The sequence below is a fragment of the Dermabacter sp. genome, from assembly GCF_032550575.1.
Taxonomy (GTDB): Bacteria; Actinomycetota; Actinomycetes; order Actinomycetales; family Dermabacteraceae; genus Dermabacter; species Dermabacter hominis.
In genome coordinates, this window is the sequence record NZ_JAWFZC010000003.1 from 12647 (window position 1) to 34906 (window position 22260).

At 62.8% G+C, this 22260-nt stretch carries 20 protein-coding genes; 9 read left to right on the forward strand and 11 right to left on the reverse strand.

The window, feature by feature from the left end; translation table 11 throughout:
• Window positions 1-50 precede the first annotated feature (50 nt).
• The 3 genes from E6X30_RS04385 to E6X30_RS04395 all read right to left on the reverse strand — a co-directional run bounded on the left by E6X30_RS04385 (window position 51) and on the right by E6X30_RS04395 (window position 1528).
• Complete coding sequence (locus tag E6X30_RS04385) at window positions 51-323, reverse strand: HPr family phosphocarrier protein (protein ID WP_016663722.1); 273 nt, start codon at window positions 321-323, stop codon at window positions 51-53.
• 123 nt (window positions 324-446) lie between these two features.
• On the reverse strand, window positions 447-1007 hold the full coding sequence (locus E6X30_RS04390; protein ID WP_016663723.1) for a PTS sugar transporter subunit IIA: 561 nt from the start codon (window positions 1005-1007) through the stop codon (window positions 447-449).
• Window positions 1008-1042: 35 nt separating this feature from the next.
• Complete coding sequence (locus tag E6X30_RS04395; RefSeq protein WP_316335789.1) at window positions 1043-1528, reverse strand: GtrA family protein; 486 nt, start codon at window positions 1526-1528, stop codon at window positions 1043-1045.
• Window positions 1529-1583: 55 nt separating this feature from the next.
• Between E6X30_RS04395 and fdhD the strand changes: the two genes are divergently transcribed.
• Window positions 1584-2453, forward strand: coding sequence for a formate dehydrogenase accessory sulfurtransferase FdhD (gene fdhD / locus E6X30_RS04400; protein WP_316335790.1), 870 nt, complete (start codon window positions 1584-1586; stop codon window positions 2451-2453).
• Between the two features lie 72 nt (window positions 2454-2525).
• Window positions 2526-2906, forward strand: coding sequence for a hypothetical protein (locus E6X30_RS04405; RefSeq protein WP_316335791.1), 381 nt, complete (start codon window positions 2526-2528; stop codon window positions 2904-2906).
• Window positions 2907-3000: 94 nt separating this feature from the next.
• Here the strand turns inward: E6X30_RS04405 and E6X30_RS04410 are convergent, their stop codons facing one another.
• From E6X30_RS04410 to E6X30_RS04425, 4 genes are read right to left on the reverse strand one after another with little or no spacing between them, the layout of a single operon-like run.
• Entirely contained in the window at window positions 3001-3885 is an 885-nt protein-coding gene (locus E6X30_RS04410) for a carbohydrate ABC transporter permease (RefSeq protein WP_316335792.1), read from the reverse strand.
• On the reverse strand, window positions 3882-4826 hold the full coding sequence (locus tag E6X30_RS04415; RefSeq protein WP_259893143.1) for a carbohydrate ABC transporter permease: 945 nt from the start codon (window positions 4824-4826) through the stop codon (window positions 3882-3884). The genes E6X30_RS04410 and E6X30_RS04415 overlap by 4 nt, the downstream gene beginning before the upstream one ends.
• On the reverse strand, window positions 4823-6211 hold the full coding sequence (locus E6X30_RS04420; RefSeq protein ID WP_316335793.1) for an extracellular solute-binding protein: 1389 nt from the start codon (window positions 6209-6211) through the stop codon (window positions 4823-4825). Before E6X30_RS04420 ends, E6X30_RS04415 begins: the two co-directional genes overlap by 4 nt.
• Before the next feature lie 13 nt (window positions 6212-6224).
• On the reverse strand, window positions 6225-7157 hold the full coding sequence (locus E6X30_RS04425) for an endo-beta-N-acetylglucosaminidase H (RefSeq protein ID WP_316335794.1): 933 nt from the start codon (window positions 7155-7157) through the stop codon (window positions 6225-6227).
• Between the two features lie 221 nt (window positions 7158-7378).
• Between E6X30_RS04425 and E6X30_RS04430 the strand changes: the two genes are divergently transcribed.
• A complete protein-coding gene (locus E6X30_RS04430; protein ID WP_316335795.1) occupies window positions 7379-8758 on the forward strand; it encodes a glycoside hydrolase family 125 protein in 1380 nt (459 codons plus the stop codon).
• Here the strand turns inward: E6X30_RS04430 and E6X30_RS04435 are convergent.
• Window positions 8755-9780, reverse strand: coding sequence for a LacI family DNA-binding transcriptional regulator (locus E6X30_RS04435; protein ID WP_168161685.1), 1026 nt, complete (start codon window positions 9778-9780; stop codon window positions 8755-8757). The two genes, E6X30_RS04430 and E6X30_RS04435, sit on opposite strands and share 4 nt — an antisense overlap.
• 74 nt (window positions 9781-9854) lie before the next feature.
• On the opposite strand from E6X30_RS04435, the gene E6X30_RS04440 reads away from it, so the two are divergent.
• From E6X30_RS04440 to E6X30_RS04465, 6 genes are all read left to right on the forward strand, one after another.
• Window positions 9855-11045: a glycosyl hydrolase gene (locus E6X30_RS04440; protein WP_070435579.1), complete on the forward strand. Its 1191-nt coding sequence runs from the start codon at window positions 9855-9857 to the stop codon at window positions 11043-11045.
• An 89-nt stretch (window positions 11046-11134) separates the two neighbouring features.
• Complete coding sequence (locus tag E6X30_RS04445) at window positions 11135-14197, forward strand: glycoside hydrolase family 38 C-terminal domain-containing protein (protein WP_316335796.1); 3063 nt, start codon at window positions 11135-11137, stop codon at window positions 14195-14197.
• Window positions 14198-14363: 166 nt separating this feature from the next.
• On the forward strand, window positions 14364-15644 hold the full coding sequence (locus E6X30_RS04450; protein WP_034371711.1) for an extracellular solute-binding protein: 1281 nt from the start codon (window positions 14364-14366) through the stop codon (window positions 15642-15644).
• A gap of 75 nt (window positions 15645-15719) precedes the next feature.
• Window positions 15720-16604 (forward strand): carbohydrate ABC transporter permease, encoded by an 885-nt coding sequence (locus E6X30_RS04455; RefSeq protein ID WP_034371714.1) that lies wholly within the window; start codon window positions 15720-15722, stop codon window positions 16602-16604.
• Window positions 16605-16617: 13 nt separating this feature from the next.
• The gene (locus E6X30_RS04460; RefSeq protein WP_070435581.1) at window positions 16618-17559 is read left to right on the forward strand and encodes a carbohydrate ABC transporter permease; all 942 of its coding nucleotides are present in this window, start codon (window positions 16618-16620) and stop codon (window positions 17557-17559) included.
• Window positions 17560-17723: 164 nt separating this feature from the next.
• Complete coding sequence (locus tag E6X30_RS04465) at window positions 17724-19112, forward strand: extracellular solute-binding protein (protein ID WP_083288046.1); 1389 nt, start codon at window positions 17724-17726, stop codon at window positions 19110-19112.
• 40 nt (window positions 19113-19152) lie between these two features.
• Here E6X30_RS04465 and E6X30_RS04470 read toward each other — a convergent pair whose 3' ends face one another.
• Genes E6X30_RS04470 through E6X30_RS04480 form a run of 3 tightly spaced genes read right to left on the reverse strand, consistent with a single transcriptional unit; the run spans window position 19153 to window position 22257 of the window.
• Window positions 19153-20019, reverse strand: coding sequence for a carbohydrate ABC transporter permease (locus tag E6X30_RS04470; protein ID WP_070435582.1), 867 nt, complete (start codon window positions 20017-20019; stop codon window positions 19153-19155).
• Between the two features lie 13 nt (window positions 20020-20032).
• Complete coding sequence (locus tag E6X30_RS04475) at window positions 20033-20953, reverse strand: carbohydrate ABC transporter permease (protein WP_210386263.1); 921 nt, start codon at window positions 20951-20953, stop codon at window positions 20033-20035.
• A 5-nt stretch (window positions 20954-20958) separates the two neighbouring features.
• The gene (locus E6X30_RS04480) at window positions 20959-22257 is read right to left on the reverse strand and encodes an extracellular solute-binding protein (protein ID WP_016663753.1); all 1299 of its coding nucleotides are present in this window, start codon (window positions 22255-22257) and stop codon (window positions 20959-20961) included.
• Between the last annotated feature and the right edge of the window lie 3 nt (window positions 22258-22260).

Sequence of the window (22260 nt, forward strand, 5' to 3'; positions counted from 1 at the left end):
ATGCCGCTCGGCATGCCCCCTTCATCAGCCAACAGAGGTGTAGTTGGTACTTAGGCCTGCGCGTCGAGATCCGTCTCGAGAAGCTCCGCGAGCTTGTTGACCGACTCTTCGGCTCCGTCGCCCTCGGCACGCAGAACAACCTCGTCGCCGTGGCCAGCGCCGAGAGTCATAAGCATAAGAATTGACGAGGCGTCGATCGGCGCGCCGCCAACCTTTTCGATCGTGACCTTCGCGGGCTGTTCACCCGCGGCCTTCGAGAAAATAGCGGCGGGGCGGGCATGGAGCCCGGAAGCGGCCGCAATCTTGACGGTGCGTTCTGCCATGATGTGCCTTTCGACGAGCCGGTATGCCACATGGACAAACACCAGCGGGAAAATTTTAGTGAGGCCACCCTACCGAATGACGCTGCAGGTGACCTTGTTGGAACCGTCTCGTGCGGGCCATCCTCACAGCCCGCGAATCTCCTCGAAGTCAGGATCAAACACCGCGAGAACCTCGAGCGGCGCCTCTGCCTCAGCTAGTGCCCGGCGGCGATCCTCCTCCGCAAACACCTGCGAGATTGCCTGAAGCAGCATCAGATGCTCATCGCCAATGCCCGCAATGGCGATAACGAACGACACCTTTTCCTCGCCGCTGTCACCCCAAGCAATCGGCTCGTCATACTTCACGACGCTCATCGCTGTGCGGTGAATATTGCTCTTTGCCTCGCTCGTTGCATGGGGAACCGCAACGCCATACCCCATAAACGTTGACACCGCGTCCTCGCGCTCGTGCATCGCCTCAACATACGCCGGATCGATCGCCTCGAGTTCAACGAGGAGATCGCCTGCCTCCTCAATCGCCTCGCTCTGATTTCGAGCAAGGCCCGGAACGCGAATCGCATGCGGCGAAAGAATGACCGACTCGCCCGACGCCGACGGCGCCCCTTTCCCATGATCGCGCGTTACATCGCATGCCCACCGCGGAGCAGCGTGCTCAGATCCGTCACGACTTCGTGAAATGTTCATGATCCACGCCTTTCAAAAGATGCTTCACCTCGAGTCTAGGTGGCGTCGGACCCCTCCGCCTCAGGAAAAACGAACTTCCCGTACGTGAAGTACCGGAACGTCGTGGAAACCACCTGGCCAATGAACGTGCCGCTCACGTTGTCCGCGAAGGCCGAATCCAGCCCGAGGACGTAGCGGGAAAACCCCAGGCAACCGAGCTGCAGCGCGCTCGCGATCACGTTCACGATGATGAACGCGAGAATCGATTTCGCCGTCTGCGGCTTGTCACGGTCCCCGTACGTCCAAAAGCGATTCCCGAGATACGTGAGGCAGCTAGCCGCAGCAATCGTGAGGATCTTCGCGAGGATCGGCTGGTCGTGCATGAGCCCCTCGCTCCAGCCGTGCGTCGGGCTCCAAAACACGAGGACGTTATACATCGCCGCATCAAAGAAGAACACGAGGCCGCCCACGATCAGGAACTTCGAGCCGCGCAAAGCATGGGCGAGCGCAGCAGTTCTCGGCGGGGAATCCTTCACGGTCACGAAGCAAGGGTACAGGCCGTGCCGGAGCGAACGAATGCAGTTAAGCTGAGGTGCTATGGGACGAGTGACAGCATCGACGCGTCTGACGCGCATACGAATCCGGGACGGCAAGCTCTACCACTCTGAGCGGCCCGACACCGTCGCCGTTGAAGAACCGCTCGACATTCGTCTCAACGGCCAGCAGCTCTCCATGACGATGCGCACCCCTGGCCACGATGTCGAACTGATCCACGGTTTCCTTCATGCCGAGGGGTACATCACGAACCGCGAGGATGTGCGCGAAGCTCGCTACTGCGACGGTGCCGTCGTCGAGGATGATTCCGGTTTCGAGCGCAACACCTACAACGTCATGGATTTCACCACCCGCACGATCACCACAGCCCCGGTGATCACGAAGCCGTTCCTTACCTCGAGCGCGTGTGGCGTGTGCGGTTCGGCTTCAATCGACCAGGTGACGCAGCGGGTGCGTCACGATTTCGCTCCGACGTTTGCCATGCAGCCGTCGAACCTTCTTCGGGCGCAACGCGAGCTAGGCGACGGCCAGGCGGCGTTCTCGAAAACCGGCGGCGTGCACGCGGCAGCCCTCCTTACTCCGGAGGGTGAGCGCCTTGTGCTTCGTGAGGACGTCGGCCGTCACAACGCCGTCGACAAAGTGATCGGCTGGGCCCTCCTCGAGGACCGTCTGCCCCTCAACGACGCCGTGCTCCTCGTGAGCTCTCGCGCCTCTTTCGAAATCGTGCAGAAAGCCGCGATGGCCGGCATCGGCTTCATCGCATGCGTGAGCGCCCCCTCCTCCCTCGCGATCGACACCGCCGCGCGGCTCGGCATCACGCTGTGTGGATTCGTGCGCGCTGACGGAGACGACGGTCGCTTCAACGTGTACTGCGGGATGGAGCGGATTGATCTTTCGGGCAGCGAGAGTTGACGGCCGGGTTCCCTCCAGCACCGTGTGCCACGATGGCTGTGTCCGCAGACACACCTCTATGGAGGAGGAACCATGAAGAACAAGCTCATTCTTGCGACCGGCATCGCTATCGGTTTTGTGATCGGCTCGAAGATGGGCCGTGAGCCCTACGAGAAGCTCGAGGCGACCGCCAAGCAGTACGTAGACGATCCGCGTGTGCAGGAGAAGGTTGGCCAGGCACGCGAAACCGTCTCGAAGGTGGCGAAGGACGCGGCTGAGACCGTGAAGGACAAGGCCCCCGAGGTTGCCGAGCAGGCCAAGAGCGCCGCGAAGGGAGCTGCATCGACGGCCAAGGACAAGGCGCAGGAGGTGCGCGCCTCCCACAGGGCGAGCACGCCGACGGTGAAGGCCACCGATACCTCGAGCGACTCGAGCGTGGCCGGCGGCGACGCTGAGGTGCACGAGGCGAAGTAACGCTCCACGCGGCACGCGCCGCCTGGTACACAAAGAGCGCTCCCGGCGATTGATGCCGGGAGCGCTCTTCAGGTTAAAGCAACCGTCGGACCCCCTAGCCCTTGACGCCGCCGGCGGCCGCGAAGCCCGTGCCGAGGCTGCGGCCGAGAGCCAAATACAGCACCACGATCGGGGCGGAGTAGAAGATCGAGAACGCCGCGAGCTGACCGTACGCCACCTGGCCGTACTGGGACGAGAACGTGTAGAGGGTGACGGCTGCCGGGAGTTTCTCGGGGCTGAGCAAAAGCATGAACGGCACGAAGAAGTTGCCCCACATGCCCACGAACGTGAAAATCGTGGCGACGGCGAGGCCCGACTTCATGAGTGGAAGAACGACCGAGAGGATCGTGCGCACCACACCCGCACCTTCCGTCCACGCGCTTTCCTCAATCTCGACGGGCACCGAATCGATGAACCCTTTCGTGAGGAAGATGGCGTAGGGAAGCGACGAGGTCGCGAGGAACAGGATCGCCGCAGGCATGGAGTCCACGAGGTTGACCTGCACGAACATCGAGTACACGGGGATCATGATCGCCGTGATCGGAAGGCCCGTGGAAAACAGGATGCCGAGAAGCAGAGGGCGCCGCGCCCGGAAGCGATACCGAGAAAAGGCGTAGGCGCATAGCACCGCGACCGTCATCGTGATGAGTGTTGCGCACCCGCACAGCACAAGCGAGTTGAGGAGCGGGCGGAACGTCGTCTGCTCGTTCCAGATTGCCTGATAATTGCCGAAACTCCAGTGTTCCGGCGCTTTCACCGCGAGAGTCGCTTCGGTATCGAATGACGCAAGCACGACCCACAGAATGGGGATCGCGAAACTTACGCTAATGAGGGCGATGACGATCGAGGAGAGGACGGACGTGAGACGCCCGCGCGCCGTGTGAGGCTGGTTTCCGCGGTCGCTTTTCGCACGGGCCTTCGTGGGAGCTGCGGTGGTCATCGCTTGTCCTCCTCAGGCAGAAGCTTCAGATAGATGAGTGAGGCGATCGCCCCAATCGCGAGCAGGATTAGCGCGACCGCGGTGCCGTAGCCGAGCTGGCCGTACGAGAACGCCTGCTCATACATGTACAGGGGGAGGGTCTGGCTGCGACCGGACGGCCCGCCACCGGTCATGATGAAGATCAGACCGAAAACGGAAAGGGTCTGCAGCGTGATGAGCATGAGGTTCGTGGCGATCGCGGTACGCATAAGCGGAATTGTGATGCGGATAAGTCGCGTGAACGCCCCCGCGCCGTCGATCTCCGCTGATTCGTATACGTCCTTCGGGATCGACGTGAGAGCCGCCGAATAGATAAGCATCGTGAACGCTGTTCCGCGCCAAATGTTCGCGAAGGACACCGCGAGGATCGGCGCGCTAAAGAGCCAGTCTTGCCCGGGAAGCCCGATGCTCGTGAGGAGCGTGTTGAGGGAGCCCTGATCGGCGAAGAAGGTGTACAGGAGGTAGCCCGCGACGACCTCTGGGAGGATCCACGCGAGAATCACGATCGACGTGCCGATGAACGTCACGAGGCGGTTGGCCTTCTCCATGAGGAGTGCGAGAACCATGCCGAGGAGATTTTGGCCGATAACCGCGGACACCAGGGTGAAAATCAGGGTGAGGACGACGGCGTTCCAGAACCGATCGTCGCTAAAGGCGGTGATGAAGTTGTCCAGCGCGACGAACTCCACGGCTTTCGCGTTCTCCCCGCGCACGGCTTTATTCGTAAACGCGAGATAGATCGAATAGACGATCGGGCCGAGCATGAAAATCGCGATGAGCAGGAACGCGGGAACCATGAGGAGGCCGCGGCGAGGCGTGAGGTGATTCCCGAGCGGAGTCCGTTTGCGATTGGTTGGCGCGCTTGTTGGCGCCGCTGCGACGGCATCTACGGATGTACTCATGAATGACGCACCTCGATGTTGTCCTTGCCCACCAGCTCGGTGAGCTTGGTGTCGTACCAGGCGGCTGCCTGCTCGGGAGTCTTGTCGCCCACCATCACGGTGTCCATTGCGTCTTGAAGAGCGGAAGACACTTCGGGATAGACAGCAAACGCCGGCCGGTAGTAGGCGGCTTCGAAAATGTCGGTGAAGAATCCGACGGTTGGCGAGTAAGTCCTGTATTCCTCGTTTTTCGCGACGTCCCTCCTTGTCGTGAGGTTGGCGCCGCTCTTATTGCGGTAGACGAGACTCTCGAGCGTACACAGTTCCTTGATGAGTTCGAACGAGAGCTCTCGGTCGCGCGCGTGGGTGGGGATCGTCCATCCCCAGCCGCCGGCGAGGGTGGTCAGCCCCGGTTCTTCTCCATTTTGCGTGGGCATCTGGGCGAGGCCCACATCGTCCTGCCACGTGGGCCACGGTGCGGGGCCGTCCTCAGCCCACTGGTTGGAGATCCACGAGCCGTCAATGAGGATCCCGAGTTTGCCGGCGGGGAACATCGTCGATTGGATCGCTTCGGCGATATTCGGGTCGAGGTGCTGGGAGACGGGCAGCGTGAGCTTCTCGTCGAACTGGCGCTTGTAAAACGCGAGCGTGTCGATGAAGCCCTGCGACCCTGCGACCCACTTCTTCGTCTCGGGGTTGTAGAGGGTGTCGTTCGTGCCATACAGCAGCATTTCGAAGCCCTGCATCGAGGCTTTTTCGCCCTGGGTTTTCCCGCAGTACATGAACATGCCGGCGGCATCGACGTTCGCGTCACGAATGGTCGTGGCAGCTTCGGCGATCTCCTCCCACGTGCGCGGCTGCCACTCGGTGGGCAGGCCGGCCTTTTCGAAGACCTTCTTGTTGTAATAGATGCCGCGCGTGTCCGTTTCAGTGGGAACGCAGTGCGCGCGCCCCTCGGGATCGACGGCTGCCGCTTGGGAAGCGGGGTAGAGGTTGTCCCAGCCCTCCCAGCCCTTGACGAGATCGTCGATCGGTTGAATGTATCCGGCGGCAACGTCGGAGAGCAGGATGAAGGTGTCTTCGAAAACGAGGTCGGGGCAGCTTCGGGGCGACGACATCAAGAGTTCGTTCTTCGTGAAGTAGTCGTTCTCCGCGGCGACGATCGGCAGGAGCTCGACGCTCACGCCGGGGTGCTTCTTGGTGAACTCCGCGATGATCTTCGTGAGCCACTGCTGGAGGGTCGTGCCCGAACCAAATTGCTGATAGGCGACCTTGAGCGTGGACGAATCGCGCTCGCTCGAGCAGCCTGCGAGCATCGCGAGGGGGAGTGTGCTCGCGATTCCTCCGGTCACCTTCAGGAAGGTTCGCCGTGAGGATCGCTCCGTCACCTTGACTGATGGACGCATGGCGCGACTCCTTTCATAGGACGAATTCGCCGGTGTAGGTGGCGTCGCTTCCATACAGCGCACGGGTGAAGGCGCTGACCTTCGCTGACTGATCGCCAGGCTGAAGCTCGTATGTCACAAACGCCCCGAAGCCGTCGTCAACCGTGCGCTGGGCGAGCTTTTCAATTCCGCGGAGGGAGATCCCGCTCGCCTTCGAAAGGTCGATCGCGGCTGCGCCGTAGCGCTCTTTTGGCAGCCCCGGGACGTCGAAAACGTTGTACTGGTTGTAGTACGGATTCCATGCGTAATCGACGAGCTGGCCCGCGCTGAGGCCTCGATACTCGGCGTGCTCGGAACTCGGGCCGATGAAGTAGAACGAGATCACTCGGTTGGGCAGTCGTTTGCGCAGCGATGACAGCATCGCGAGGAAGGAAAAATCGTTCGGCTCGCCCGTGCCGTTCTTGCCATATTCGACCCATTCATCGTCGAGGTCTACGCCGTCGAGGCCGTAGCGGCGAACGGTACGCGAGACCTGTTTCGCGAAGTCGTCGGCCGCCTTGCGGCTCGGGAAGTTCGCGAAGCCAGCGCCCTCGTGGTTGCCGAGGACGGAAAGGAGGACCTTGATGCCGCGCTGCTGGAGAGGGCGGATCGTGGTCTCTGCGTTGTCGAGGACTCGCTGAACATTGTCGTTCATGTGAAGGTAGGCTTTTTCGCCGTCGTAGTTGATATTCGCTGCGAAAATAACCACGTAATCGAATGCTGGAGTGCCGTCGGAAAGAACATAATTGCCGACGTTCAGAATCGAATTACTGTTGACTTCGATATAGGCGACCGAGGCAATTCTCGAGCCGCGTCCGGGGCGGTGCGGGTTTGCAAGTGCAGGTGACGCCAGCGACAGCGCACCTGTGGCAGCGGCAAGGATGACGCTACCGCGAATAAGGGCGCGGCGGGAAAGTGGGCGATCCATGTCTCACTCCGTTGTAGACGCATATGGGCCAATCGCGCAGCTATGACGCGATTCACACACGAGGGTAAGGCCCCTACCTGGGAATGTAAAGGCGCAAGAGGGGCACGAGCCGTGTTGCCTCCGCGGTGCGGGATGCGAGAAAGTGGGAGCATCGAAGACCGGAAGAAGGTCGACGTCCGCCAATGTTGGCGGCCGAGAACCCCGAGCGAAATGAGCTAAGAGTGCCCCGCTTTGCCACCGTCGGAACCCCCCACCCCCAAGGCATTGAACTCGCCCCTGAACTCCTTGAACGCGTGTCTGCCCGCGTGCGCGACGCTGCTGGCGAGGACGTCGCCGAGGCCGTGGTGCGATTCCTTGACAACACCGCCCGCACGACGGTTCGTTGCCGCGGCAAGGGGGACACGTTCGTGATGACGGGCGACATCCCCGCGATGTGGCTGCGAGATTCGTGCGCGCAACTCTCGCCACTGCTTCGCCTGGTCGGCGAGGACGAAACCCTCGGTGACCTGATCGGCGGCCTGCTCGCGACGCACTGGCGCATGATTCTCATCGACCCGTACGCAAACGCCTTTAACGAGGAAGCCAACTCAAACCGCTGGGATGACGACGAACCCGAGCCGAGCCCGTGGGTGTGGGAGCGCAAGTTCGAGATTGACTCGCTCGCCTACCCGATTGACCTCGCCGCGCGCCTGCTCGCAACCGGCAACACATCCTGGATCACCGCCGACACGCTCCCAGCCCTTGAGGCCGTCCTCGAGGTCCTCGAAACCGAAACCCACCACGAAGAACGCTCGACGTACACGTTCGTGCGCCGCGACTGCCCGCCCACCGACACGCTCGTACGCGAGGGGCGCGGGCGGCTCACTGAGCCGTGTGGGCTCGTCTGGCAGGGCTTTCGCCCGAGCGATGACGCGTGCGCGCTCGGCTACAACATCCCGGGAAACCTCTTCATGGCCGCCGCTCTCAGGGCCGTGCCGGCGCTCGTGGAGGCATGCGCGACGGCCGGATTTAGCGAGGCGCCGGGGGAGCAGGGTGAAGGGGTCCGACGTCTGCCCCTGGGCGAGCGTGCCGACCTCGTACGCGAGGGGATCCTCAAGGGGATTGAGGTGCACGGAATCACGCGCGATGAGGGGGGTGCCCGGTTCTGGTACGAGGTTGACGGTTCCGGTGAAGCCCTCTTCATGGATGACGCGAACGTCCCCTCGCTTCTGTCTCTCCCGTATCTGGGCGTGATTGATGCCGAGGACCCGCTGTATCTCGCGACACGCGCGGCCGTGTTGAGCACCGCCAACCCGTTCTATTACGAGGGATCGGCGCTCGCGGGAGTCGGCTCCCCGCATACGCCCGAGGGCTACGTGTGGCCCATCGCGAAATCCATCGAGGGGCTCACCTCGACCCACATCGACGAGAAGCGGGCGATTCTCGAGTTGCTCCTCGCGACGACCGGTGGAACCGGCTATATGCACGAAGGGGTCGACTGCAACGATCCCACGGCGTTCACGCGCGAGTGGTTCTCGTGGTCCAATGCGATGTTTTGCGAGCTTGCCCTCGACGTTGCGGGGATCTCTCGCCCGTCGCTCGTGGCCGAGCCGCTTCTCTAGCTCTCGACGCGCGGCGGGAGAGTGTCGCGCGCGTGAAGGCGCGGGCACGCGAGTTCGCGTGTGCGGGGCTCGGGCCCGGGATTGTCGCGCATGTCGCGGAGGACTTCCACCGCGGCGCTTCCCATCTCGGCGGGGCTTCGCTCGAGCGTCGAGACCGCAGGGGTACGGAGCGTGAGGCCCGGGGTCGATTCCCACGACACGACGCCCGCGTCTGCGGGGACGGCGACATCGAGGTCGCTGAGTGCGCGCAGGGTCGCGAGAGTGAGGTCCTCGCTCTCGCACACGAACGTCGTCGCGGCCGTGAGGTCGAGCATCGAGGCGAAATCGCGAATGGCCGCGCAGGTGTCGTCGAGCTCGCCCAAGGGGATGCCGTGCTCAATTGCCGTGATCCCCGGGCGGCTGCGCCTGAGGGCCTTGAGGCGAGCCTCGCCGTGACTGTAGCGGGCGTGCGAATGGAGGTAGGCGATGCGGCGCGTTCCGTGGGCCACGAGGTCCTCGATAAGCGTGTCCATGACGAGAGCGTCGTCGATGAAAACGGAGGAGAACGGCTCGTTCGTTCCGGGCTTGCCGATGAAGACGGTGGGAACGCCGAGCGTGTTCGTAAGCGCAGGCCGCGGGTCGTCGGGGCGAGGGTTGACGAGGATGAGCCCGTCGATGCGGGACTCGCCGTGCCACTGGCGAATCGCCGTGAGCTCATCCTCGAAGTTCTCGACAATTTTGAGGACGAGGGCGACGGGGCTCGACGAGAGTGCGTGCTCGACGCCCGCGATGAGCTGGAGAAAGAAGGCGTCTCGCGCGAGTTCGGCGTAGGACGACGTGATGATGAGGCCGATCGCGTTGACGCGCGAAGTGGACAGCGCTCGAGCGGCACTGTTTGGGGTCCACCCCATGTCGTGGGCGATCGCCATGATTTTTTCGCGGGTGGGTTCGGCGACTCCCGGACGCCCGTTGAGCGCGAACGACACGGCGGTACTCGAGACACCGGCGGTGCGGGCGATATCGGCGATGGTGGGGCGGGCCATGCAGTCCATGATACCTTTTGAGCTAAAGCGCTTTAGGTGAGCGCATGGGTATCCAGCGACAACGAGGTGACGCGATGAATCAACAGCACGCGTGGGGCGCGAACTACACCCCCCGAAAAGGCTGGTTCCACTCCTGGGCGAACCTCGATCTCGGCTCGGTCGACAACGACTTCGCGACCCTCGCCGATCTCGGCCTCGACCACGTGCGCATCTTCCCGCTGTGGCCGCTCCTGCAGCCCAATCGCACTTTCATCGACTCGAAAGCCATCGATGACGTCCTCGCCGTCGCCGACGCCGCCGGCGACGCGGGCCTCACGGTCTCCGTGGATCTCCTCCAAGGTCACCTGTCGAGCTTCGACTTCCTCCCCTCGTGGGTGAGTACGTGGCATCGCCGCAACATTTTCACCGACGCCGACGTCGTGGACGGCCAGCGCGCCCTCGCGCGCACCCTTGCCGCCGAGCTTTCCACCCGCACACATGTCTCGGGCCTCACCCTCGGCAACGAGATCGGTCAGTTCGCCGCCCCACGGCACCCCGAACGCCACGAGATCTCCCCGAGCGAGGCCTACGCCTGGCTCGACGGCTTGCTCGCCGAGGTGCGCGGGGCCTTCCCGAGGGGAGCACACCACCACTGCTTTGATGATGACACCTGGTTCGTCGATGCTCACCCCTTCACTCCCCGCGCGGCCGTTGAACTTGGTGACTCCACAACCGTGCACTCGTGGATCTTCGGCGGCGCGGCGCAGCGCTACGGCGTCGATGCCCCCGAGCTTCCCCACTTCGCCCGCTACCTGCTCGAAGTCGCAGACCTCTGGCACAGGGTGAGCGGGCAACCGTCGGACCGCTCCGTGTGGCTCCAGGAAGTGGGCGCGCCAACGCCGTGGGTGAGCCCCGAGAACGCCGCCGATTTCCTCGAGGGAACCGTTCGCGCAGCGTGTGGGTACCGAAACCTCTCGGGTATCACCTGGTGGTGCTCCCACGATGTTTCGAGAGCGCTTGCCGACTTCCCAGATCTGGAATATAGCCTGGGTCTCATCGATTCCGAAGGAGTGGTGAAACCCGCGGGCGAGCGCCTCCGCGACCTCATCGCTCTCGAGAAAGCCGGCGAGCTTGCCACGACCCCAACCTCGACGCCGAGCGTGATCGTGGAAGGGCTGAAGGCCGATGGCTCGAACCGCTCCCTCACCAATACAGGATCCGATGTCTTCGGCGAATGGATGGACTTCGCTCGCCGTGGAGAGTACCGAAGCCTCGAGCTCGGATAGCGCGAGCACCGTCGTTCGCCACACGCCGATCACGACCGTGCCCGCCCGCAACCCGAACGCGCAGCAGACCCTCGACGAAAGGCCAACCGATGTTCAACAACCGCGCGCACAGCGAGGACCGGGTCCGACGGTTCCTCGCCGAACAACTCCCCGCGAGGCGCCACCTCGATACCGCGCCCGTCTCGATCGAAGCGTGGGAAGTGCCCGGCGAGCCAGTTCCCTTCGACGAAGCGAAAGCGCAGACCTATAGCCCCATCGAGGTCGGCGCTCGCTGGGGCCGCCCCTGGTCAACGCTGTGGCTGCACGTCACGGGCGAGGTCCCCGAAGGATGGGCGAGCGACGACGAGCGCGACGTGGAACTCCAGCTCAACCTGTCGTTTACGAACATGCCGGGTTTCCAAGCCGAGGCGCTCATCTGGAATACCGACGGCACCACCGTCAAGGCGGTCAATCCCTACAACCAGTACCTCACGCTCGAACCCGGCACCACGAGCTTCGAGTACTACCTCGAACTTGCCGCCAACCCCAACGTCGCAGGTGACTGGACATTCGCGCCGACGAAGCTCGGTGAGTGGGAGAGCGCGGGAGACGACCCGATTTACGACCTCACGGAACTTCGCCTCGCGTGGCGCTCGACAACGATCTGGGAGCTCGAACAGGATGTCGTTGCGCTGAACGGCCTCATGCATGAACTCCCCGAGGACAGCACGCGCCGCCAGGACATCCTCCGCTGCCTTGACGACGCGCTCGACGTCGCCGACCCGGATGATCTGCACTCGACGGCTCACGACGCGCGCGAGGTGCTGCGTCGCGAACTCGACAAGCCCGCCAATGCCTCCGCGATGACCGTGATCGCGACCGGCCACGCCCACATTGACTCCGCGTGGCTCTGGCCCGTGCGCGAGACAGTGCGTAAATGCGCGCGCACCTTCTCCAACGTGTGCTGGCTCCTCGAGCATTACGACGACCTGACGTTCTCGTGTTCATCGGCGCAGCAGTACCAGTGGATCCGAGATTTCTACCCCGAACTGTTCGAGCGCATCAAGGAGCACGTCGCGAGCGGCCGTTTCATTCCCGTGGGTGGCATGTGGGTCGAGTCCGACACGAACATGCCCGGCTCCGAGGCAATGGCCCGGCAGTTCATTCAAGGTAAGAGCTTCTTCTTGCGCGAGTTTGGGCTCGAAACCACAGAAACCTGGTTGCCCGATTCCTTCGGATATTCGGGCGCGCTTCCGCAAATTTGCGCCGCCGCGGGCAACACCAACTTCCTCACCCAAAAGGTCAGCTGGAACCAGTTCTCCGTGTTCCCGCACCACACGTTCTGGTGGGAGGGCATCGACGGCACGACCCAGTACACGCACTTCCCGCCCGCCGACACCTACAACTGCCAGCTCACCGGCAAAGAACTCGCATACGTCGAGAAGAACTACAAGGACAAGGGCCGCAGCCACATCGCGCTTAGCCCGACCGGTTGGGGCGATGGCGGTGGCGGCCCCACGCGCGAGCAACTCGCGGCGGGCCGCCGGGCCGCGAACCTCGAGGGTTCGCCGAAGGTCGAGTTCTCGAGCCCCACGGCATTCTTTGAGCGCAGCCGCGCCGAATACGCCGATGCGCCACGCTGGAACGGTGAGCTGTACCTCGAGCTGCACCGCGGCACGTACTCGTCACAGATCCGCGGTAAGCAGGGCAACCGCCGGAGTGAGGCGCTCATGCACGACGTCGAGAAATGGAGCGCGCTCGCCGCACGCCTCGATGACTCGTTCGAGTACCCCTATGCGGAGATCAACGAGCTGTGGGAAAAGGTCCTCCTCCTCCAGTTCCACGACATCCTCCCCGGCAGTTCGATCGCGTGGGTGCACAAGGAGACCGAACACAACTACGAGGGCATCGCGGAGCGCGGCGAGGAACTCGTCGAGAAAGCCCTCGAGGCAATCGCGAGGGCAAAGGACACGGGCGCGGGGGAGAGCAGCGGCGATGGTGAAACCGCGGGCGAGGTTACGTGCGAAGAGTCCGACGGCTGCTTCGCCCTCAGCAACGGCCACGTGTCCGCCACGATCGACGCCGACGGCCACCTCGTGAGTCTCCGCGCCGGCGAAAGCGGACGCGAGCTCATCGCTCCCGGCGCGAAGGGCGCGCTGCTCCAGCTTCACCGCGATACTCCCAACGCGTGGGATTCGTGGGACATCGACGAGTTTTATCGGCGCATTGGCAGGGACCTGGCAGCCGTCGGACCCGTGAGTGTTGAGCGCGAAGGCGAGGCGGTGCACGTGCGCGCCACCTACGAGACCCGCACGGAGGGCGTGCGCACCGAGGAGCGTCCGTACCCCGGCGCGCCCTCTAACGGGACCGGCTCGAGGATTGTGCTCACATACGTGCTCGCGCCCGGCGCCAAGGGGCTCGAGGTCGTGCTCGACGTGGATTGGCACGAGCGCAAAAAGGTTCTCAAGCTCGCGCTCCCGTTCGACCTGCGCGCGGCGCACATGGCGAGCGAGATCCAGTTCGGGCACATCGAACGCCCCATCCCCGTCAACACGCTCGACGACTTCGGTCGCTTCGAGACGTGCGCGCACCGCTGGGTGCGCGTGCACGAGGGTGATCGGGCCGGCTCGGCCGTCGCGCTGGCGAACGACTCTTCGTACGGCCACGACGTGCGCCGATGCCTCCGCGAGAGCGACGGCGGCACGACCACGATCGTGCGCGCGACCGTGATCCGCGCGGCCGAGTTCCCCGATCCGCGCGCTGAGGAGGGGCAGTACCGGATGCGGTATTCGCTCGTTCCGGGTGCGTCGATTGCCGACGCAATCGACGAGGGCACGCGACTCAATCAGGTGCCGCGCGATGTCGATCACGACCTCGTGGACGCTGCGCTTGCGCGCATCGAGGGGGAGGGGACCTCCCTGCGCCTCCAGACGCTCAAACTCGCCGAGGACCAGTCGGGCGATCTGATCGTGCGCCTATACGAGTCCGAGGGGAGGCGCGGCGAGGGCGTCGTTGTGGTGCCTGGCGCTGAGGAGATTGTCGCTGTGGATCTTCTCGAGCGTGAGCTGACCGAGGAGTCGGTGCTGCACTACCAGGCCCAGCGCGCTGACGGCGACCGGATCACGATCGCGGCCCGACCGTTCCAGATTGTGACCCTTCGCGCCCGCTTTTAACTGGATTCCATAGGGGCTGTGGGGGTTTGGGCCCGCGGGCAGAGCGATCTGCTTGCGGGCCCTCAGTCTTTCGTGTGGCTGAGGAGGCGTGTACACTCAACTTTAGCGGTTTAGTTATCACCGGTCTGGTGCCGCTCACGACATCTCAAGGAAGAGGTACACGGCAATGAAAACAACTCGTCGCGCGGTTCTCGGTGCAGGCGTCGGGCTCATGGGGCTCACCCTCGCGGGATGCGGTCTGAGCGGTGGCGGCGGCAGCGCCGAACAGGATAACGCCGCCAAGGAAGCCAAAGAAGGCAAGGTCGAGGGCGAGATTTCGTTCCAGACCTGGTCGCTCAAGAACGAAAAATTCAGCCCCTACTTTGAAGACCTCGTCGCGAGGTTCGAAAAAGAAAACCCGGGCGTCAAAGTCAAGTGGATGGATCAGCCCGGCGAAGGCTACGAGGATAAGCTCCTCGGCCAGGCAAACTCCGGCGCGCTCCCTGACGTCGTCAACGTTCCGCCGAACTTCGCGTACTCACTCGCAAAGAACGGCATGCTTCTCGACCTCGCGAAGGCCGACGACAAGCTCAAAGACATGTACGTCGAGGGCGGCGTCAAGGCCTACGAAATGCCGGGCATCGACGGCAGCTACGGCTACCCGTGGTACCTCGGTACCGACATGTCCTGGTGGAACATCGATGCGCTGAGCAAGTTCGGCGTGAGCGAAGATTCGCTGCCCACGACTTTCGACGAGCTCTACGACCTGGCCATGGAAGCCGCCAAGCAGGGGGGATCCGCCCCGATCATCTCCTCGCTCCCCGAAATCATCATCACCTCTGGTGACGACGGCAAGTTCAACTTCAACACCGACGAAAACGTCGACTTCCTGCAGAAATACGTGGAGCTGTACAAAGCCAAGGCCATGCCGGTCGAGGTGCTGAGCGATAACTACACCGGTAACGCCCAGCTGTACAAGCAGGAGAAGGTTCTGTGGACAACGGCGACCTCGAGCTACCCGACCGAGCTCAAGACCGATAACCCCGGCCTCATCGAGAAGACGGTCGTGACGAAGCGTATGGGGCAGCCGCCTCTGTTCGTACAGGGCATCGCCGTCTCCGCAAAGTCGAAGGCCCCTGCCGCAGCACTCGCCTTCGCGAAGTTCGCGACGAACACCGAAAACCAGATCGAGTTCGTCAAGCTCGCACAGGGCTTTTTGCCCGGCACGAAAGAAGCGGCAGCCGACCCCAGCAAGTTCGCCGAGAAGTCGGACATCGAGCTGCAGAACAAAGCAGTTGAGCTGGCCGCCGAGTCGATGAAGACCGCTGTCGACCCCACGAACGTCATGTGGACCGAAGACATGAAGACCAACATGGGGCAGCAGATGGCGCTCGCCATGCGCGGCGACATCACGGCTAAAGAGGCGCTCGACGCAGCCGTGAAGTACGGCAACGATCAGCTCAGCTGACACCCCTGGCCGGGTGAAGCCCCTCGGGCCTCGCCCGGCCCCTTCACGCCGCACCGTTGGAAGGAAAGAAGTAGCGTGCGTTCATACAAGTGGTACGTCCCGTGGCTCCTCGTAGGCCCCGCAGTTGTGTGGGTTGCCGTTTTTGCTCTGTGGCCGTTCGTCAACACGGTCGTCCTGAGCTTCACGAATGCGCGCCCGCTCACGGGCGGAACCTTCGTCGCCTTCGACAACTATGCGGCGCTCTTCAGCGATGCGCGCGTGTGGACATCGCTCGGAACGACGCTTGCCTTCACCGTCGCGTGCGTCCCCCTCCTGACCTTCTTGCCGCTCTTGCTCGCTCTCCTCGTGCATCGCATGATCCCCGGCATCTCGTTCTTCCGAACTACTTTCTACTTCCCCGTCATCGCCTCGGTTGTTGTCGTGGCCCTCATCTTCCAGTGGCTCTTCGACTCACGCGGCGTCATCAACGAAACCCTGCAATTCCTCGGCCTCGTTCAAGGCCCGTTGCCGTTCCTCGCCTCGCGATGGGGCCTCATTTTCACGGCCGTCGTCCTCACCGTATGGAAAGGCCTCGGGTACTACATGGTCGTGTACCTCGCGGCGCTCGCCAACGTTGGCACCGAACTCCACGAAGCCGCAGCCATGGACGGCGCAAGCGCCTGGCGCCGCTTCTGGTCCGTCACCGTGCCCGGCGTGCGCGGCGCAATGTTCCTTGTGAGCGCCCTCATCACCGTGAGCGGCATGCGCGTGTTCTCCGAACTGTACGTGCTCTCGAAAGGCTCGGGCGGTCCAGGTGGCGAGGCATCCTCGCTCGTCATGCTCGTCCAGCAGGTCGGCTCAGGCCTCAACGGCAGGCTCGGATACGCTTCGGCGCTTTCCGTGCTCCTCTTCCTCTTCACGGTGGGGCCGCTCATCCTCGTGGCCTACCTCAACAACCGGCCAGACTCGAACGCGCACTAAGGAACTGATCGGAATGTCCACTCTCGAAACCGGAGCCGGCAACGTGAACCCGGAAGCCGTCGGAACCTCTTCCCGCACCTACCGCAACACGAATCGCCCGTGGCGCAGCAAGGAATCCGGGGGATTTAATAAGCCGACGCTTGCCGGTTTGATCGTGCGCTACATTCTGCTCGTCGCGATGTTCTTCGTGTCGGTGGGGCCGTTCCTGTGGCAGCTCAGCACGAGTTTCAAAGGCCCGAAGGACCCGATCTATCAGTTCCCGCCGTCGCTTCTGCCGAGTGATTTCACGCTCCACAACTACGTCGAGGTTGCCAACACTGTGCCGATCCTCGGCTACGCCTGGCACTCGCTTATCGTTGCCGTGACGCTCGCGATAGCGAATGTCGTGTTCTCGACGATCGCCGGTTACGCCCTGGGCTGCTTGCAGTTCAAGGGCAAGAAAATCGCGCTCGGGATTCTCTTTTCGACGCTTCTCCTGCCTGGCGAAGTGACCCTCATGAGCCAGTTCCTCACGATCAAGTCGCTTGGCCTCGCTGACTCGCTCGCGGGCGTCGTGCTTCCCGGCCTCATCGGTGCTGTCAACGTTCTTCTCATGATGGCGGCGTGCCGATCGATCCCGCCGGCGCTCCTTGACGCGGCCGTGATCGACGGCGCGAATACGTGGCAAATCATCACGCGAGTGGTGTGGCCGAACGTGCGGGGTATGGCGAGTGTCGTCGCCATTTTCGCGTTCATCGGCGGGTGGGATGACTTCCTGTGGCCGCTGCTCGTGCTGAGCGATCCCGACAAATACACGCTCACCGTGGGCATGCAGTACCTTAACTCAAACTTCGGTTCCAACCCGCGCGTCATCGCCGCGGGCACCATGATTGCGCTCGTGCCGATCATCCTGTTCTTTGCCGTGTTCCAGCGCTTCTTCTTCAAGGGAGTGGAAGACGGCGCGGTTAAGGGGTGAGTGAAGCGCCGCGGCGTAGGGGCCGCGCGCCCGCGACCCGGCGAGAGCTCTGCGAACAGCCCGGTTATCGATAGGCTACGGGGGACCTCCCCGGCCCCCTCGCCTGGAGTACGGGGCAGCTTAGCCACGCACTCCGGTGGCCCGCGAACGAGAGGACCGCCATCATGCACCACGCCGTGAAAGTCACGAGCCGGCCGTCGCGCCGAAACTTCCTCACGGTGACGGGCGGTGTAGCGGCAACGCTCCCGCTATCGATGCTGACCGGGTGCGCGAGCGAACGCGACGCCTCGACGCTGCGGATCGCGTTCCAACAGTTCGGATCAGACAGGAACCTCGAGCAGTGGCTGACGGGAGTAGCCGCGAGCTTTACCGCGAAACACCCGGAGGTGAAGGTCGAACTCGTGCCGATCGTGGCCGCGGCGAATGACTACTTCACCAAAAATGAGCTGCTTATGTCCTCGCCACGCAGCTGCCCGGACGTCGTGTTCGAAGACTCCTTCATTCTCCAGTCCGACATCGCCGCCGGTTACCTTCAACCGATCGATGATCTCGTTGACGCGTGGGAGGCCTGGGAGAGTTTCTACCCGGCCTCCAAGGAGGCTGCCAAGGACCCCGAGGGGCGCGTGCACCTTATTCCCACCGAGACCGATACGCGCGGCATCTACTACCACAAGAGAGTGTTCGAGAAGGCGGGACTTCCCACCGAGTGGCAGCCGAGCACGTGGGACGACATTGCCGAAACCGCCGCGGTGATCCGCGACGCCGACATCGGCGCGACCGGCATGTTCATGTACTGCGGAAAAGCGCAGGGCGAATCAGCCTCGATGCAGGGCCTCGAGATGCTCCTCTACGGCACGAACGACACGCTCTACAATCCCGAGACGAAGAAATGGGTCGCGCGATCGCAAGGCTTCATTGACGCGCTCGCGTTCTACAAGCGCCAGTTCGACGAAGGGCTCACACTCCCCGCAGCCCGCCACTTCGACCCGAATCTCATGGAGGCCGTGCAGGCCACGATGTTCCCCGCGGGCGAGCTCGGCATCCTCATCGATGGATCGTGGATCTCATTCCTCTGGGCCGAAGGCAGCCTCGCCCCCTGGCCCACGTGGCCCGATGACGTCGGTGTCGCCTTCATGCCCACCCAGCACGGCGAAGCCCCCGGATCGACAACTCTCGCGGGAGGCTGGGGCTGGGCGATCCCCACGCACGCGCGTGATCGCGACCTCTCGTTCGCACTCGTCAAGGAGCTATGCAGCCTCGAGCACCAGGTTCAGCGCAACATCTCGGGAGGCACGCTCACGACGAGGAGGGACGTCGCGCAAAACGAGGAGTACAGGGGCTATTCGCCAACCGTCGGATTCTTCACCGACATGCTCGAGGGCGCCCATTACCGGCCCGCCTTCGCGGTCTATCCCGAGGTGTCCTCCGCTATCCAGGACGCGATGGACACCGTGATGGTGGGCGACAAAACGCCGGAACAGGCAGCGGCCTGGTACGACGCGAAGCTTGCCGAACTCGTTGGCGGCGCGAACGTCGAAACCCGCAAAGCCTGAGCGCCGAGGGAGGGATTGCCCCCGCTCATGAAGGAGCGGGCTAGGACTTCACCGCACCCTCGGCGATACCCGCAATGAACTGCTTCGCGCCAATGATGAACACGATGATGAGCGGCACGACCGCGATCAGGGCCGAGGCCATGAGCATGCCGTAGTCGCTTCCGTGGGCTGTCTTGAGCTGGCTCAATGCGACCTGGAGCGTGAGCTTATCCGGGTTCGTGAGCACGATGAGGGGCCACATGAAGTCGTTCCATGCGCCGATGAACGTGAACATGCCGAGGAAGGCGAGGGCCGGCCTGATGAGCGGGAGGCACACGTGGCGGTACTGGCGCAGGAAGCCACAACCGTCGATGCGGGCAGCCTCGAGCAACTCGGTTGAGACCGAGTTCGTTGCGTATTGGCGAAGCCAGAACACGCCGAACGCGCTCGCGAGCGACGGGAAGATCAGGGCCTTGAGGTCGCCGGTCCAACCGAGCTTGCTCATGAACAGGAACTGCGGGATGCTCGCGAGCTGGGCCGGCAGAAGGAACGTGGCCATGATGATGAGGAAGAGGCCTTTTTTGCCGGGGAACTCGAACTTTGCGAAGGTGAATGCGGTGATCGACGAAATGAAGAGCCCGAGCACCGTCACGGACAGGGCCACGACCAGGGTGTTGCCCATTGCCGCCCAAATGTTGATCTTCGAGGTGATGGTCTCGATGTTGGTGCCGAGACGATCACCGGGAAGCACATCCGGCGGGAACTTGAAGATCGCGGACGACGGGTGGGTCGCGAGGATGAACATCCAGTAGAACGGGAACAACGAGACGAGCGCGCCCGCCGTGAGCGCGATGTATTTGAGGATCGTGGTGATCCGGATCGGCTTGCGGCGGCGAACAATCGTGTCCGTATGAGTCTGAGCTGTCATGTCGAGGCGCCCCTTAGTCCTTGCGCTCGCGGGTCACGAGCCAGTTGATGATCGAGAAGAACATGACGACAACGAAAACGCCCCACGCAATCGCGGCGCCGTAGCCGTAGCGGTTCTCTTGGAAGGCCACCGAGTAGAAGTACATCACCATGGTGAGACCAGAGTTGTTGATGCCGCCCGCACTTGCTGCACCTCCAGAGTTTGAGGAGGTCAGCACCTGCGATTCGGTGAAGCTTTGGAGTGAGCCGATCGTCGACATCAGGGTGACGAACAGGATGATCGGCCGCAGCTGGGGGAGGGTGATGCGGAAGAAGATCTGCCACGAGTTTGCGCCGTCGAGTGCGGCGGCTTCGTAGAGGGATTTATCGATCGCCTGGAGGCCGGCGAGGATAAGCAGCGCGTTGTAGCCCACGAACGCCCAGGTCGTGAGGCATGAGATCGCAATCTTGATGCCCCATTCGGTTTGAAGCCACGCGATGTTCTCGAAACCGAAGACGTTGATGATGGCGTTTGCGATACCGAATTGGCTCGAGAAGATCGAGCTGAACAGCATACCCATCGCGACCATCGACGTGATGTTTGGGATCAGGTAGATGACCTTGTAGGTCGTCGAGAACCTGAGGGTCGAGTTGAGCATGAGGGCGAGGATCGTCGCGAGAACGAGGGTCGGCACAGTGCCCATGACCCACAGAATCAGGGTGTTGACGAGGGATTTGTAGAAGAGGGGATCGGAGACCAGGTACTTGAAGTTGGTGAAGCCGATCAAGTCGAAGTCGCCCAACCCCGACCAGTTCGTGAACGCGAGCGCCATCGTGAAAACGACCGGCATCGCACCGAACACGAAAAAGAAGAAAAAGTACGGCGAGATGGCCAGGTATTGCGGCAGCGCCTTTTTGATGCGCGCCCCGAGTGGCCGGGGTTGGGGATTGTTCATATCTGTTACTTCACCTTGATGCCGGCCTGTTCGGCGATGCGCTTAGCGGCCGTGACCGCGTCGTTCCACGCCTTTTCAGGGTCCTTGCCTGTCGATTCGATTTGTTCGAGCTCTGCAGTGAACGGTGCGATGACCGATTCGGAGTTCGGGTCTTCATACAGCGGGCGAACGGTTTCGGCGGCGGCGCTGAAGACCTCCGCGGCTTTTTGGCCGCCGAGGAATTCGACGGCACCGTCGACCTCGGGCATCGAGTGCGCCTCGGGTGCAGCGGGGAAGTTGCCGCTGAAGGTGTACTCGACTGCCTGGTTCTTCGCGTTGAGAATGAAGGAGATGAGCTCGAACGACTTCTTCGGGTCCTTCGCGCCCTTCGGGATAGTCAGGAACGAACCGCCCTGGTTGACGGCCTCACCAGGGTGCTTGCACACGCGCCACTTGCCGGCAGTTTCGGGGGCGTCGACTTTCATGTCGGCGAGGTGCCACGACGCGCCGAAGTCGGCGGGCAAGCGCCCTTCGTTGACAGCTGCCGCGGAGTCAGCGGTCTGCGAGTCAAGGGCGGCGTTGATGCCGGCAGCATTCGCCTTGACCGAGAGATCCCAGGCCTTGCGGATGTGGTCCTGATCGCCGATGAACATCTGGTTCTCATCGATAAAGCCCTTGCCGCTTTGGCGGTAGGCGGTGCTGAAGATGCCGGCGCTGTTGCGGATCAGGTAGGTGCCAGGCTTCTTGGCGATGAGTTCCTTGCCGAGTTCGAAGTAGGCGTCCCACTCGCGAATCGCGGCTTCGAGTTCGGCTGGTTCGAAGGGGAGTCCTGCTTCTTCAAACACGTCGATGCGATAGAAGAGGGCGGTGGGGCCGATGTCGATCGGGATACCGAGCTGCTTGCCGTCTTTCGAGGTGGCCTGCTGCCATTTCCAGTCGAGGTAGTCGCCCTTGATGTCTTTCGCGCCGAGTTCGTTGAGATCCTCGAAGTAGTCGGTCTTCGAGAGGAAGAAGGCGATGTCTTCGCCCTTGACGCCGGTGATGTCGGGAAGGCCGGAGCCGGCGCTGAAGGTGGTCGTGAGCTTCTGCTTGAAGTCGCCACCGATGACATTCTGGCGGAAGTTGATGTCGGGGAACTGTTCTTTGACGGCCTTGAGGGTGTCCTCGCTGAAGCCCTCGGGCCAGGTCCATAGAACGAAGTCCTTGTCGCTGCCGCCACCCGAGGTGGAGCCGGATTTACCGGTGGAGCAGCCCGTGAGGGCGAGAGCGACGGGGCCGAGGGTGAGCGCGCTGGCGCCCAGAAGCGAACGGCGTGAGATATCCATGGA

Bases quoted from the DNA above. Each gene is read 5' to 3' on its own strand.
- E6X30_RS04450 (WP_034371711.1), top strand. From the start codon at position 14,364: ATGAAAACAACTCGTCGCGCGGTTCTCGGTGCAGGCGTCGGGCTCATG.
- E6X30_RS04420 (WP_316335793.1), bottom strand. From the start codon at position 6,211: ATGCGTCCATCAGTCAAGGTGACGGAGCGATCCTCACGGCGAACCTTC.
- E6X30_RS04425 (WP_316335794.1), bottom strand. From the start codon at position 7,157: ATGGATCGCCCACTTTCCCGCCGCGCCCTTATTCGCGGTAGCGTCATC.
- E6X30_RS04460 (WP_070435581.1), top strand. From the start codon at position 16,618: ATGTCCACTCTCGAAACCGGAGCCGGCAACGTGAACCCGGAAGCCGTC.
- E6X30_RS04435 (WP_168161685.1), bottom strand. From the start codon at position 9,780: ATGGCCCGCCCCACCATCGCCGATATCGCCCGCACCGCCGGTGTCTCG.
- E6X30_RS04465 (WP_083288046.1), top strand. From the start codon at position 17,724: ATGCACCACGCCGTGAAAGTCACGAGCCGGCCGTCGCGCCGAAACTTC.
- E6X30_RS04385 (WP_016663722.1), bottom strand. From the start codon at position 323: ATGGCAGAACGCACCGTCAAGATTGCGGCCGCTTCCGGGCTCCATGCC.
- E6X30_RS04390 (WP_016663723.1), bottom strand. From the start codon at position 1,007: ATGAACATTTCACGAAGTCGTGACGGATCTGAGCACGCTGCTCCGCGG.
- E6X30_RS04415 (WP_259893143.1), bottom strand. From the start codon at position 4,826: ATGAGTACATCCGTAGATGCCGTCGCAGCGGCGCCAACAAGCGCGCCA.
- E6X30_RS04470 (WP_070435582.1), bottom strand. From the start codon at position 20,019: ATGACAGCTCAGACTCATACGGACACGATTGTTCGCCGCCGCAAGCCG.
- E6X30_RS04475 (WP_210386263.1), bottom strand. From the start codon at position 20,953: ATGAACAATCCCCAACCCCGGCCACTCGGGGCGCGCATCAAAAAGGCG.
- E6X30_RS04410 (WP_316335792.1), bottom strand. From the start codon at position 3,885: ATGACCACCGCAGCTCCCACGAAGGCCCGTGCGAAAAGCGACCGCGGA.
- fdhD (WP_316335790.1), top strand. From the start codon at position 1,584: ATGGGACGAGTGACAGCATCGACGCGTCTGACGCGCATACGAATCCGG.
- E6X30_RS04445 (WP_316335796.1), top strand. From the start codon at position 11,135: ATGTTCAACAACCGCGCGCACAGCGAGGACCGGGTCCGACGGTTCCTC.
- E6X30_RS04480 (WP_016663753.1), bottom strand. From the start codon at position 22,257: ATGGATATCTCACGCCGTTCGCTTCTGGGCGCCAGCGCGCTCACCCTC.
- E6X30_RS04440 (WP_070435579.1), top strand. From the start codon at position 9,855: ATGAATCAACAGCACGCGTGGGGCGCGAACTACACCCCCCGAAAAGGC.
- E6X30_RS04405 (WP_316335791.1), top strand. From the start codon at position 2,526: ATGAAGAACAAGCTCATTCTTGCGACCGGCATCGCTATCGGTTTTGTG.